The organism is Candidatus Neomarinimicrobiota bacterium (genome assembly GCA_022560655.1).
GTDB lineage: Bacteria > Fidelibacterota > Marinisomatia > SCGC-AAA003-L08 > TS1B11 > JADFSS01.
In genome coordinates this window covers 25,163-37,603 of the sequence record JADFSS010000001.1, presented here as the reverse complement: position 1 = coordinate 37,603, position 12,441 = coordinate 25,163, and the positions used below count along the sequence as shown (strand labels likewise).

13 protein-coding genes are annotated in these 12,441 nt (G+C 59.5%); all 13 read left to right on the top strand.

The genetic code is table 11. From position 1 onward, the window contains the following. The first annotated feature begins 1 nt into the window (after window position 1). The 13 genes from IH971_00150 to hpt all read left to right on the top strand — a co-directional run bounded on the left by IH971_00150 (window position 2) and on the right by hpt (window position 12,441). Window positions 2-1,132, top strand: coding sequence for a YbdK family carboxylate-amine ligase (locus IH971_00150; protein MCH7496248.1), 1,131 nt, complete (start codon window positions 2-4; stop codon window positions 1,130-1,132). Window positions 1,133-1,284: 152 nt separating this feature from the next. Beyond that, window positions 1,285-1,707: a cytochrome c maturation protein CcmE gene (locus tag IH971_00145; protein MCH7496247.1), complete on the top strand. Its 423-nt coding sequence runs from the start codon at window positions 1,285-1,287 to the stop codon at window positions 1,705-1,707. Between the two features lie 6 nt (window positions 1,708-1,713). Further along, window positions 1,714-3,690, top strand: coding sequence for a heme lyase CcmF/NrfE family subunit (locus tag IH971_00140; protein MCH7496246.1), 1,977 nt, complete (start codon window positions 1,714-1,716; stop codon window positions 3,688-3,690). Then, window positions 3,687-4,163, top strand: coding sequence for a cytochrome c-type biogenesis protein CcmH (locus IH971_00135; GenBank protein MCH7496245.1), 477 nt, complete (start codon window positions 3,687-3,689; stop codon window positions 4,161-4,163). Before IH971_00140 ends, IH971_00135 begins: the two co-directional genes overlap by 4 nt. A 1-nt stretch (window position 4,164) precedes the next feature. Further along, a complete protein-coding gene (locus IH971_00130; protein ID MCH7496244.1) occupies window positions 4,165-4,650 on the top strand; it encodes a zinc ribbon domain-containing protein in 486 nt (161 codons plus the stop codon). Between the two features lie 11 nt (window positions 4,651-4,661). Beyond that, on the top strand, window positions 4,662-5,360 hold the full coding sequence (ccmA, locus tag IH971_00125) for a heme ABC exporter ATP-binding protein CcmA (GenBank protein ID MCH7496243.1): 699 nt from the start codon (window positions 4,662-4,664) through the stop codon (window positions 5,358-5,360). Then, entirely contained in the window at window positions 5,357-6,025 is a 669-nt protein-coding gene (locus tag IH971_00120) for a heme exporter protein CcmB (GenBank protein ID MCH7496242.1), read from the top strand. Before ccmA ends, IH971_00120 begins: the two co-directional genes overlap by 4 nt. Then, window positions 6,026-6,706 carry a cytochrome c biogenesis protein CcsA gene (gene ccsA, locus IH971_00115; protein MCH7496241.1) on the top strand — a complete coding sequence of 227 codons (681 nt, stop codon included), beginning with the start codon at window positions 6,026-6,028 and terminating at the stop codon, window positions 6,704-6,706. A gap of 147 nt (window positions 6,707-6,853) precedes the next feature. Then, window positions 6,854-7,924 (top strand): hypothetical protein, encoded by a 1,071-nt coding sequence (locus IH971_00110; protein ID MCH7496240.1) that lies wholly within the window; start codon window positions 6,854-6,856, stop codon window positions 7,922-7,924. A gap of 3 nt (window positions 7,925-7,927) precedes the next feature. Further along, window positions 7,928-8,599, top strand: a complete 672-nt coding sequence (locus tag IH971_00105) for an MBL fold metallo-hydrolase (GenBank protein ID MCH7496239.1) — start codon at window positions 7,928-7,930, stop codon at window positions 8,597-8,599. After that, a complete protein-coding gene (locus tag IH971_00100) occupies window positions 8,592-10,523 on the top strand; it encodes a bifunctional homocysteine S-methyltransferase/methylenetetrahydrofolate reductase (GenBank protein MCH7496238.1) in 1,932 nt (643 codons plus the stop codon). The genes IH971_00105 and IH971_00100 overlap by 8 nt, the downstream gene beginning before the upstream one ends. After that, on the top strand, window positions 10,523-11,881 hold the full coding sequence (gene tilS, locus IH971_00095; GenBank protein ID MCH7496237.1) for a tRNA lysidine(34) synthetase TilS: 1,359 nt from the start codon (window positions 10,523-10,525) through the stop codon (window positions 11,879-11,881). Before IH971_00100 ends, tilS begins: the two co-directional genes overlap by 1 nt. Beyond that, window positions 11,878-12,441, top strand: a complete 564-nt coding sequence (hpt, locus tag IH971_00090) for a hypoxanthine phosphoribosyltransferase (GenBank protein MCH7496236.1) — start codon at window positions 11,878-11,880, stop codon at window positions 12,439-12,441. Before tilS ends, hpt begins: the two co-directional genes overlap by 4 nt.

Sequence of the window (12,441 nt, the reverse complement as noted above, 5' to 3'; positions counted from 1 at the left end):
CATGCCATCCTACGCTGACCTGTTTACCCATGAGCAGAGCTTCACCATCGGGGTGGAGGAGGAGTACATGCTGTGCCACCCGGAGACCGGCGATCTTGTGCCCCGGGCCGATGCCATTATGGAACTTCTCGAGGAGTCGGAGCGGGAACGCTTCAGCTATGAGTTAATCATGTCCGAGATCGAGATCAACACCCCCATCTGCGAGTCCGTGGCGGCGGCCATGCATCAAATCGGCTATTTCCGGCGCAGGGTGCGCGAGCTGGGGGAAGAGTTGAACTTCCGGGTGGGTATCAGCGGCACGCACCCCACAGCTCTAGGGGACGAGCAGCAGTTCGTTGGCAGCCCCAACTATCAGTGGGTCGCTGAGCAGCTGCACTACTATGCGCTGAGAAATATCACCTTTGCCAATCATGTACACGTGGCCCTACCCGATGCCGAGACTGCGATAGCGGTGACCAACGCGGCCCGGCGCTGGCTGGCCCCCCTGCTGGCCCTGTCCACCAACTCACCCTATTTCCGGGCCCACGACACGGGCATGCTCTCATCGCGCACATTCCAGTTCGGCTCCTTCCCGCGCACCAATATTCCCGACACCTTCCGCGATTTTCAGCACTTCCAGCATGTGTTACAGACCTACCTGGCCCTGGATTCCATCAAAATGCCGCGGCAGATATGGTGGAAGATTCGGCCGCATGCTGTCTTTGGGACGGTGGAGTTTCGGGTTGCCGATATGCAGCGCTCCCTGCGGCGCACGGAAATGCTGGTGGCCCTGTGCCAGGCGATTTGCCATCGCGCCGCGCACGAGTTTGCCGAGGGCACACTCCACCAGCAGTTCGAACTGGAGTTTCTCAACGACGCCCTTTGGAAGGCCACCCGCTTTGGATTCGAAGCCCGGGTTATTGACCCCGCCGATGAGCAAATTCTAAGCCTGGGGGAGCTGGCCGAGAAAATGGTGAACTACGTGCGGCCATCGCTCCAGGCCCTGGGTACGGAGGATGCCGCGACCACGGTGGAAGAGGTGCTGAAGCAGGGCAGCGAAGCCCAGGAGCAACGGGCCGTTTACGGACGGGCCGGCTTCGCGGGGTTGAAGCAACTGCTCATGGACGAGGTTGAGTTCGGCGCCGCAGCGTAGGCCCCCTTCACTGAATCTTTAAAATCCCTTCATCGGGACTTATCCGGTCACTGTCGGGACTCCTGTGTAAATTACCATTCGCGTACGTACGGCTGCGAATCGCCGCGAGAGGCGGCGATCGGAGCCCGGCAAGCTAAGTCAGGAGCAAGTCAATGAGGAGTCAACGGAGAAAGTTTACCCTATTCATCCTGTCCGCTACCCTGCTTGTCTTTGGCTGGATCACCATTGGAACGGGCGCCGAGGAAGTCCCTTATGTCAGTATCAGCGAGCTGCGGGCCTTTGAAGGGGCTGAGGACCAGCATCGCTTCCGAATGGGCGGGCTGGTGGCTCCAGGCTCCATCACCTACTCTCCCGACCGGCTGAGCGTGGACTTCCAGATGGCACAGGGTGAGAACCTGCTGCCGGTCCGTTTCACCGGACTCACGCCGGACCTGTTCAAGGACAATGCAGAAGTCATTATCGAAGGGCACTATGCGGACGGGGTGCTCCACGCCGAGAACCTGATGACCAAGTGTGCCTCGCGTTATGAGGTTGATCTAACGGAGTTGGACAGTCCCGCCAAGTCGGCCTACTAGGCGCCTATGGCTCTGTTAGGCTCCACCAGCCTCCAACTGGCGTTGGTTGGCACCGTTATCTCGCTGTTGCTAAACGCCGTCTACCTGCGAAATCGTGACCTGAGGTTTTTCGTGGGCGCCCAGCGCGGCCTCGTTGTGGCGGCCAGTCTGGTGCTGCTTGCCACCCTCGCTCTGCTCCAGCAGTTGTTGGTGAGTAATTTCGCTCTGGAATATGTGGCCCGCTACAGCAGCGCCGCTACGCCCACCATGTACAAGTTTGCCGGGCTGTGGGCCGGTATGGAGGGGTCCCTGCTGTTCTGGCTGGCGATCTTGAGTATGTATGTGGTGCTGGTGAGTATTCTCCACCGCAAGCGCAACCGGCCCCTTATGCCTGTGGTGAACATGGTCCTGGCAACCGTGCTCCTCTTTTTCCTGATCATGACCGTCTTCTTCGAGAACCCCTTCATGCCATTGACCCCCCTGGCCCAATCCCGGGTGACGAGCGGCATGGGCCTAAATCCTTTGTTGCAGCACCCGGCCATGCTCATCCACCCGCCCATTCTGTATCTAGGCTACGTCGGCTTTGTGGTGCCCTTCGCATTCGCCATCGCCGCGCTGGTAACCCGGCGGCTGGATGCCACCTGGATAAAATCCACCCGGCGGTGGACCCTTGTGCCGTGGCTTTTTTTGGGCACCGGCGTCATCCTTGGTGGGCGCTGGGCCTATGTAGAACTGGGCTGGGGCGGCTATTGGGCGTGGGACCCGGTGGAGAACGCCTCTTTCTTGCCCTGGCTCACAGGGACGGCCTACCTCCATTCGGTGATCATCCAGGAGAAGAAAAACATGCTGCGGATGTGGAATGTAGTTCTGATCATGATCACCTTCATTCTGACCATCTTTGGTACCTACCTTACACGCAGCGGTATCCTGTCGTCCGTCCACGCATTCGCGGCTACCGATCTGGGGATATGGTTCCTAGGCTTCGTGATCTTCATCATTGTGGGCTGTGTCACGCTTATCCTGCTGCGGAGGGATACTTTGGCATCGCAGAATCACCTGGAGTCGTTCAGCAGTCGCGAGAGCGGGTTCCTGTTCAACAATATGCTGTTCCTGGCCTTGGCCCTGGCGGTACTTTGGGGGACCATGTTTCCCATCCTGTCCGAGGCCGTGCGGGGGATCAAGATCACGGTGGGCTCGCCCTACTTTAACCGCATCATGCCCCCCATTGGTCTGCTGCTGCTGTTGATGTTGGGCATTGGTCCCCTGTTGGCCTGGCGCCGGACCTCCAGCGGCACCCTGAGGCGCAATTTTATCCTGCCAGTGTCGGCGGGCGTCATAACCTGGGCCATCGCCATTCTCATGGGGATCCAGCGCATCTATCCGCTACTGACGATGGGCCTGGTGGCGTTTGTAGCCACAGGGATCATAACGGAAGTGGTTCGTGGCATACGGGCACGCCGGCGTAGCCACGGCGAATCGGCGGTGACGGCATTCAGGAAAATGGTGGACAAAAACCGCAGCCGCTACGGGGGCTATATCGTTCACCTGGGCATGCTGTTCATGTTTGTGGGTTTTGCCGGCAAGGCTTTCTCGGTGGAAAAAGACGTGACCCTGGGGCCGGGTGAAAGTACCTACCTGAAGGGCTACGCCTTTACACTTGAGAATCATACTTTTGTGGAGCGACCCAACCATCGGGCCGTGATCGTGGATCTGGTCGTGACACGCGACGAGGTGCCGGTTACAGTTCTGCGGCCTGAGAAGCGGGCCTACACAGATCAGAATGATCAGCCCAATTCGGAAGTGGCGATCTACTCCCGGCCCCTGGAGGACCTTTATGCACTGGTGGGCGGGGTTGACCCCGAGACCGGCGCCGCCACTCTCAAAATCATGATCAACCCGCTCGTGCAGATGGTTTGGTTGGGCGGTATCATCATGATTATCGGCACATTGGTAGCGATCATGCCCAGCCGGACGGAGCGCCAAATGAAGGAGAAATTGGCATGAATAGACTTAGCACAATATTGCTTCTGGCGGTTTTGGCCGGGTCGGCATGGGGACAGGACGCCCCTGGTAAGGGTGGTGAAGGGAAGCAGCCGCTGCAGCGGAGCCTGGAGTATGAGATCATGGCGCCCTGTTGCTATGGCGGGCCGGTAGGTGACCACGATTCCCAGGCGGCCATACAAGTGAAGGCCCAGATCAGCCAACTGCTTGGAGAGGGCAAGACCAGGGAAGAAATCCTGGACATGTACGTGGCCATCTACGGCGAACAAATCCTCGCCCGGCCAAGGGCGAGGGGTTTTAATCTGCTGGCTTATATCATGCCGCCGACTTTCCTGCTGGTAGGGGGACTGCTGCTGGTCCTTTTTATCAATCAGGTCAAATCACCAGCCGTCCAAACGGCCCCGGCCACGCACAAATCGTACAGCGATGATTTCTTCAAACGCATTGAGAAGGAAATGCAGGACCTGGATATCTAAGATGGAAGCGGTGCTGGCTCCACTACTGCTATTGATGGTTTTTGCCGGAGGAACATACTATATGCTGGTTCCATTTCTCGCAGCTAGGGTGATCGCCACAGGTGACGATGCGGCCACCAAAGTGACCTCATTGGAACTGCGTAAAGTCAACTTGTATGAGCAGTTACGTGAGGCAGAATTCGAACGGGAGATGGGCTTGATCAATGACGAGGACTTTGATCGTACCCGGGCGGATTTGCTGGCTGAGACGGCTCAGGTCATCGGGGAGTTGGATCATTCGGCTCCAGGCCAAGCAGTGGTCTCTCCTCCGGCGGCCACTCCAGCGTCCGACCTCGCCTGCCCATCCTGCGCCGAGCCCCTTGAGCCCGGAGCCGGCTTCTGCTCAAGCTGTGGCACGGAAGTGGGGGCGGACTGCCCCAGCTGCGGAGGCGTGGTTGCGCCCGGAGACCGTTTTTGCGTGCGCTGCGGGCGGGGTCTGCTCAGCTAGCACCGATTGCCGTGGCCGCCCTCCTCACCGCGGAGCGCCTGAGCAAGTCGTTCCACCTGCGGCCCGTTCTCAAGAATCTATCGTTGACTCTGGAGACCGGGGAGGTGGTCCTGCTATTTGGCCGCAACGGCAGCGGGAAGACCACCCTGCTCAGTATTCTTGCCGGCATCATGCGCCCTGGCGCGGGCACCGCCAGCCTGAACGGATTGCCCATGTTTACCACGGACAGCCGCTGGCGGCACGGCATCGCCTTTGTTGGTCATCGCCCGGGGCTCTACCCCAAATTCACCGCCCGTGAGAACCTGACGCTCTGCCTCCGTCTGCGGGGACAGCATTGGGACGAACCCGAATTCGTTGCCCGCATGGCTCACTTCGGTCTTGCCGGCCGTGAGAACGACCCCATTCAGGTCTATTCGGAGGGTATGCTCCAGCGGCTCGGGCTGGTGCGCCTGGCTTTGTCGCATTGGCAGGTTGCCCTTTTGGACGAGCCGTCCTCCAGCTTGGACGTGGATGGCCGAAATTCCCTCGCGGAGGCCATGCTGCGTTGGCGCGCTCAGGACCGGACCGTCCTCTTTACCAGCCATCATCTTGGGTGGGGTGCGGCCCGGGCAGACCGGGCGTTGCTGCTGGATGGCGGGGCTTTACAAGCAGACTTGCCCCAGCCCCACGAGGGCGACCTGGCGCAATACGTAAACGGTGGGACCCCATGATGTCGACCTGGACAATATTTGTCAAGGACTTGCGTCTTGAGCTGCGCACCTGGGAGAGTGTTGCCACCATGCTCGTCTTTGCGGCTGCAGTCATTCTCCTGTTTGCGTTTACGCTGGACGCGGCACCGACACGGTTCAGGAGCGTCATTCCCGGCCTGATGTGGATGACCTACTTATTCACAGCCGTGCTGGGGCTCCTGCGTTCATTTGGGCACGAGAAGGAGTTGGATGCTTACGCCCTGCTCCTTACGGCGCCCGTGGACCGCAGCGCCATTTACCTGGGCAAAATGGCAGCCTTTTTCCTGGTGCTGCTGGCGGTCCAGGTTATCAGCCTGCCGCTGTTCTGGCTGCTGTTGGGCGTGCCGGTGTTCGCGGCTCCTCTCGCTCTGGCCGCTATATTTGTGGTCACGGATCTGGCCCTGGCCGCTGTGGGCACTCTGGTGGCGGGTCTGAGCCTCAGGCTCCCGGCAGGCGATACCCTCCTGCCCATTCTCCTTTTCCCGCTGCTCACGCCCTTGCTCATCGCCGCCACTAAGGCTACGAGCGCCGCTCTGGACGGGCAGCCGCTGAAGGAATGGGATTTCTGGCTCATGTTTCTGCTCACCTACTTTGCCCTCTTCGTCTTAGTGGGCACCGTCATCTTTGATTATATTTCGGAACAATAGATGCATACCTTCCATTCCAAAGGACGTAATCAGGCATTGTTTGGGGTGGTCATTGCACTGGCCTTGGTTAATCTCTGGTCAATCTACCGCGCGCCCCTGGTGCCTGATCAGGAAATGGCTCAAAAAATCTTCTATTATCATGTGCCTCTGGCTTGGAACGCGTTCATGGCCTATACTTTCTCAGCTATAGCCGGCGTTGTCTATCTTAAGTCGAACCAGACGCGCTGGGACGCCTGGGCACTGGCTGGGGCCGAAGTGGGAACCCTGTTCGCGTTCCTCATACTGGTCACCGGCCCGATCTGGGCCACACCCATCTGGGGTCACCCATGGAGCTGGGAGCCGCGACTCACGACGACCCTGGTCCTGTTTCTCATTTTTGTGGGCTACTTTATGGTGCGCGAATTTGGCGGGCCCTATGAGCAGGCCTCCCGCTACGCCGCCGTCGTGGGGATATTGGGTGTGGTGGACATTCCTCTGATCATCACGGCTGTGAACTGGTGGGCACCCGAAGTGCAGAGCCACCCCCAGCTGGCCATGGCCAGCCAGCCGGCCGCCATTTTGAAGGTATTCGTGCTCTCCCTGGCAAGCTTTACACTCATTCTGGTCCATCTCATTCTTTACCGGCGCCACGTGGGGCAGCTGGAACTGCGGGCTCTTGCCCGGGCCGCGGGAGGAGCGTAGTGCCCAGATACTCCGGCTACTTGCTGGCGGTCATTATCAGTGTATGGGTGGTTATTCTGGGCTACTCCTTGCGCAGTTGGCTGAAGGAGCGCAAATTCATTCGGGATACCTAGCCCGAGCGGGGCAGGCTTAGGAGCAAGGGCGATTATGGCGCGCAAGATTGTTCATACGGTAGGCACAGGAACCATTGGGGAGCCTCTCATAGGTATTCTGGCTGACTACCGCGATCAACTTGGGATCGATGAGGTTACCTTCCACAAGAATACGCCCCTCACCAGTGACCGCTCCAAGGTCAGGGATCTGATCAAGCGGGGGGCGAGGCTGGCTGTAAACCCAGACGCGGTGGATGGCTTTAAGAGCATTGGCCTGGATCCCGACTTTACGGCGGAGGAGGCCATCGAGCGAGCCTCGGTGGTGATCGACTGCACCCCCAAGGGCATCGGTCACAAGAACAAGGTAGACTACTACGATCGCTTTAAGGGTAACACGCTGGGGTTTGTGGCCCAGGGAAGCGAATATGGCTTTGGCAAGATGTATGCCCGCGGCATCAATGACGAGACATTGATACACGGCGAGGACCAGTTTATCCAGGTGGTTTCGTGTAACACGCACAGTCTGGCAGCCCTGATCGATACCATCGCCCTGAAAGGTCGCCCGCCAAATAACCTCACCGAAGGGCGCTTCGTCATCGTGCGGCGCTCGAATGATCTGAGTCAGGACACTTCCTTTGTACCCTCTCCCCAAGTGGGCAGACACTCCAGTGAGCAATATGGTACCCATCACGCCCGTGACTGTGCCGAGCTGTTCGCCACTCGGAATATTGATCTGAACCTGTTCTCCTCCGCCCTCAAGGTGAACTCGCAGTACATGCATATTGTCCACTTTAACTTGACAGTGAATGAGCCCACGACCTTGCAGCAGGTCATCGACCGGTTGGACGCCAACGACCGTATTGCCCTCACCGAAAAGTCCACCGCCAACCAGGTGTTCTCCTTCGGGCGGGATCACGGACACTACGGCCGCATCTTGAACCACGCGGTGGTGGCGGTACCTACGCTGCAGGTGCGCAATGGCCGCGAGGTGATCGGCTACGCCTTCACATCGCAGGACGGCAACTCGCTGCTGAGCTCCATTTCCATCGCCACCTGGTTCCTTTACCCCCACTCTTTCGAGGAGAAAATTCAGAGCCTCAAAGAGTTGTTCTTTGACGAGGTTTGACGAGTGCGGATCAAAACCATCATGAATGGGCCGTTTCAGGAGAACTGCTACCTGATCTGGGAGGAGGGCGCCGACAGCGCAGTCATGATTGACCCCGGCGACGAGGCGTTGCGACTCCGGGGTGCCCTCGACGATGAGCATTTACGGTTGGGTGCCATACTGGTCACCCATGCCCACCTGGACCATGTAGGCGCCGTTAGCGAACTGCGTGCGTGGAGCCAGGCGGTGGTATGCTTCCCTGAGCAGGAAAAGGAGCTCCTGGATTGGTTACCCGAATCCTATCGGCTTTTCGGCCTGCCCGCAAAGGCCGCCCCCGAGGTGGACGTGTGGTTGCCCGCTGGCATCGCAGACCTGTCGGCAGTGCTATCGGCAGAGCAGCTGGGTGGACTGGAAATCGCCGTTCATCCCACGCCGGGGCACACCGCTGGGGGGGTGAGCTACCAGATTGGGGTCAACTGCTTTGTGGGGGATACCCTGTTTCGAGATTCGGTGGGCCGGACTGACCTGCCCGGCGGGAGCTGGTCCCGGCTGCAGGAGTCACTTCAGCGGCTCATGCAATTACCCGCTGACATCGTTGTCTACCCTGGCCACGGACCACCCACTACCATCGGGCGGGAGCGGGAGACCAACCTCTATCTTCAAGACCTCCAGCCAAGCAATGGGTCCCATGCCTGACAAGAGTCCCGGGTTCCTCGACGCACTGGAAGACCATGTGCTCATCAGCGATGGAGCCGTGGGGACCATGATGTATGAGAAAGGCATTTTCGTCAACCGCTGTTTCGATGAACTCAACTTGAGCGATGCAGCTCTGGTACAGAGTATTCACAAGGCGTACGTTGATGTGGGCGCTCAGGTGGTGGAGACCAACACCTTTGGAGCCAATTCCTTCAAGCTGGAAAAATTTGGGCTGGAGAAGCGCACGGCCGACATCAACCGCCTGGGGGTGGAACATGCCCGGGCTGCCGTCGCTGGTAAGCCGATCTATGTCTTGGGCTCGGTGGGTCCCCTCGGCCGGCCCATTGTGCAGAACCGGGGCATCACGCCCGAGCAGGCCCAGGGCGCGTTTCGAGCGCAAATTGCGGCGCTTGTGGAGGCCGGCGTCGATGGTATCATTATTGAAACGATTTCCCACCTGGGCGAAATGGCCATCGCCCTGGAAGCGGCCCGTGAAGTCAGCCGGCACATTCCCATTGTTGCCCAGTTCAGTTTCGGCGATGAGAATAGCATTCTGGGTGGCGCGTCCATGCAGGAAGCTGTGGATGTGCTGCACGAAAAAGGGGCTGACGTGATAGGCGCTAACTGTGCGGTGGGCCCTAAGACGCTCCTGGAGGTGGTGACGCGGCTCGTCGCACTGAGCGATCACCCCGTGTCGGTCATGCCCAACGCTGGGAGCCCGGAGTATGTGGATGGCCGGCTGTTTTATTTCGCCACGCCAGACTATTTTGCCAAGTTTGCCAAGCGCTTTGTGAACGCCGGCGCTCGTTTGGTGGGAGGGTGCTGCGGCACGACCCCTGACCATATCAAGTCCATGGCTGGGGCGGTTCGTGCACTGGGCAAGGGGCCCACCGTGGCCATCAGGGAAGTGGCCGTTGAACCGGACACTGCGCTCGACGAGTTGCCCCTTGAGGAGCGGTCACCCCTTGGTCGCAAGCTGGCCCAAGGCAAGTTCATTATCAGTGTGGAAATTGATCCTCCCAAGGGACTGAGACTGGCCGGTGCCATCAAAGGGGCCCAGCTGCTCAAAGATTCCGGGGTAGATGTTATTAACATCGGCGATGGTCCCCGGGCCACCGCCCGGGTCAACCCCCAGGCGCTGGGACTGATCCTGGAGCGCGAGGTTGGGATCGAGACGATCCTGCATACGTCGTGTCGCGACCGCAATCTGCTGGGCCTGCAATCCGATATGCTGGGTGCCTACACCAACGGCTTCCGCAACATTTTGGCCATCACCGGTGATCCGCCCATGGTGGGGGACTATCCCTCGGCCACGGGCGTGTTTGACGTGGACGCAATCGGCCTGGTGACGCTGCTGAAGAATCTGAATAGGGGTCTGGATATGGGTGGCCGCTCCATGCAAGGACAAGCCAGCTTCACCATCGGCGTGGGCGCCAACCCGGCGGCACAAAATCCCGACCGCGAAATGGATCGCTTGGTGCGCAAGATTGAGCAGGGCGCAGAGTACATCATGACCCAACCGATTTACGACCAGGAACTCCTGCACCGGTTTCTGCTTGAGGTAGCAGACCTCAAGCGGCCCGTGCTGGTAGGCATCCTGCCGCTGGCCTCCTTCCGCAATGCCGAGTTCCTGCATAACGAAGTGCCCGGTATGACCGTCCCGGAAAACATCAGGGACCGGATGCTCAAAGCGGGGGATAGCGGCGCCTCGGAGGGGATCGCCATTGCCCAGGAGATGTTGCTGATTGTGAGAAAGCACGCCCAGGGCGTTTACGTCATGCCGCCCTTTAACCGCTACAAGGCGGCGCTGAATGTGCTGGGGGTCATTCTGGGCGCCGCAGATGGCGAGGCTCCTGTGGCTATGGAGGTAGCGGAAAATGCTGCAGTGCGCAAACCAGCCCGTGCTGCCGCCAGGAAATCCTGATGGTGGCTCGACCGATCCGCGGGGGGCGTCAATTGTTAGCCACCTATCACCCCGATCTCCTCGAGCCGGCGTTCCGCAGCTGGGACATCCCTCTGGACGGCGGTCGCTTCCTGGTGGCATTCTCCGGTGGACTCGACTCCACCGTGCTGGCAGGCAGTATGTCGCTGCTGGCGCAGAGCCATGGTCTTGCGCTGGCGTTGGGTCACGTCAATCACCGCCTGCGCCCAAACGCCGATGAGGATGAAGCCTTTTGTCGAGAGTTCGCCGCCGGACTGGGCCGGCCCTGCCTGACCGCTACGCTCGATCCCAGTGAACTTAAGGGCGAATCACTGGAAGCGTGGGCACGGCGGGAGCGCTATGCCGCTCTGGAGCGCATGCGTCAGGAGGTGGGGGCCGACTGGATCCTCACCGCCCACCACGCAGATGATCAGGCCGAGACGGTTCTTATGCGGCTGACCCAGCAAGCCCCTTTTATAACACTGGCAGGCATCCGTCCCCGGCGGGGGCATGTCTTGCGCCCGCTATTATCTTTCACCAAGGAGGCGCTGGGGGCCTGGGCGCTCCGCCAAGGGCTGGCGTGGCGGGAGGATCCCACCAACGCTGATCCCCGCTTCCTGCGCAACAGGCTGCGGCACGGCGTAATGGCAACTCTGGTCAGGGAGGATGACGCCGCCAGGGAAAGTTTGCTGGGCATTGCCCAGCTGGCACAGCGCTATGAAACCGCCTGCAGTGAAGTGGCCGATGAACTGGTGCATCTGGCAACCCCGGGAGCGGTTCCGCGCACGGTGTCGTGGCCGGTAGAGCCTTTGCTGGCTGCGGATTCGGATGTCTTCAAACTGGCGGTGGGGAAGTTGGTCGATCGGGAATGGGAGCTCACGATTCGCTTGAGTACTCCTTTCTGGCAGAACTTCCGCCAATTTGTCCGGAAAAGTGTCGGCGGCAAGGTTTTTGAGCTTACCAAGGGTATCAAGGCTCTGAAGGATCGGGGCCGGATTATTTTGTATCAGGTGGAGCAGGTCCGTCCCCCTGCCCGCAAAGCACTGGAGGGAGGCAATATTAGCTGGGGCCGCCATGTTTTTCAGGTCCGGCGAGTTACGTCGCGCCGCCCGGCGACCAGGCTTTGGCTCCGTCCCTGGCGCGCGGGTGATCGTGCTCCTGCCGCCCCTGGCAGACGCCCCAAGCTGGTGAGTGACATATTTATTGACGCCCAGCTGAGTCGACTGGACAAGGACCTTTGGCCGCTGATCGTATCATCGCGGGATCAAGTTATCTGGGTGCCGGGGCTGAGTCGGCCGCGGCAACACTGGCAACGTGGCGATTGGAGCATTGAGTGGCGGACACAGAACCCCAGGAATTGACCGTACCGGCATCCAGCCAGCACGGGGGGCAGGCGCTGGAGTTGCTCATAACAAAAGAGCAGCTGCAAAAGAGGGTGTCCGAACTGGCCGCAGAGTTAGGCGAGCGATTTCGCGGCCACTCGCCCATATTCATTGGTGTTCTGAACGGCTCATTTATTTTTATGGCCGATCTGATGCGGCAGTTGGATTCCGATGCGGAGGTGGATTTCATCAAGCTCTCCTCCTATGGCAGCGAAACGTCCAGCCAGGGCACCGTACGGCTGCTCAAGGATATCAGCGCCGATATCACCGGCCGGGACGTGGTGGTGGTGGAGGACATCGTGGACACGGGTCTGACCATCAAATTTTTGCGGGGGCGCTTGGAAGAGGCCGCACCTACCTCCGTGACCTTCGTAACTTTACTGCTTAAGCATGAGGTTGCAAATTTGGACTTTCCGATTGATTATGTTGGATTTAACATCCCCAACCGATTTGTAGTAGGTTACGGGCTGGATGTGGACCAGAAGCTGCGTGGCCTGGAATCGGTATATGCCTTTAAGGAAAACCGAGATGCCAAATAG

Excerpts from the sequence above, each read along its gene's own strand:
- IH971_00130 (MCH7496244.1), top strand. The coding sequence starts at position 4,165 with ATGGAAGCGGTGCTGGCTCCACTACTGCTATTGATGGTTTTTGCCGGA.
- tilS (MCH7496237.1), top strand. The coding sequence starts at position 10,523 with ATGGTGGCTCGACCGATCCGCGGGGGGCGTCAATTGTTAGCCACCTAT.
- IH971_00110 (MCH7496240.1), top strand. The coding sequence starts at position 6,854 with ATGGCGCGCAAGATTGTTCATACGGTAGGCACAGGAACCATTGGGGAG.
- ccsA (MCH7496241.1), top strand. The coding sequence starts at position 6,026 with ATGCATACCTTCCATTCCAAAGGACGTAATCAGGCATTGTTTGGGGTG.
- IH971_00120 (MCH7496242.1), top strand. The coding sequence starts at position 5,357 with ATGATGTCGACCTGGACAATATTTGTCAAGGACTTGCGTCTTGAGCTG.
- IH971_00135 (MCH7496245.1), top strand. The coding sequence starts at position 3,687 with ATGAATAGACTTAGCACAATATTGCTTCTGGCGGTTTTGGCCGGGTCG.
- IH971_00100 (MCH7496238.1), top strand. The coding sequence starts at position 8,592 with ATGCCTGACAAGAGTCCCGGGTTCCTCGACGCACTGGAAGACCATGTG.
- IH971_00145 (MCH7496247.1), top strand. The coding sequence starts at position 1,285 with ATGAGGAGTCAACGGAGAAAGTTTACCCTATTCATCCTGTCCGCTACC.
- IH971_00140 (MCH7496246.1), top strand. The coding sequence starts at position 1,714 with ATGGCTCTGTTAGGCTCCACCAGCCTCCAACTGGCGTTGGTTGGCACC.
- IH971_00150 (MCH7496248.1), top strand. The coding sequence starts at position 2 with ATGCCATCCTACGCTGACCTGTTTACCCATGAGCAGAGCTTCACCATC.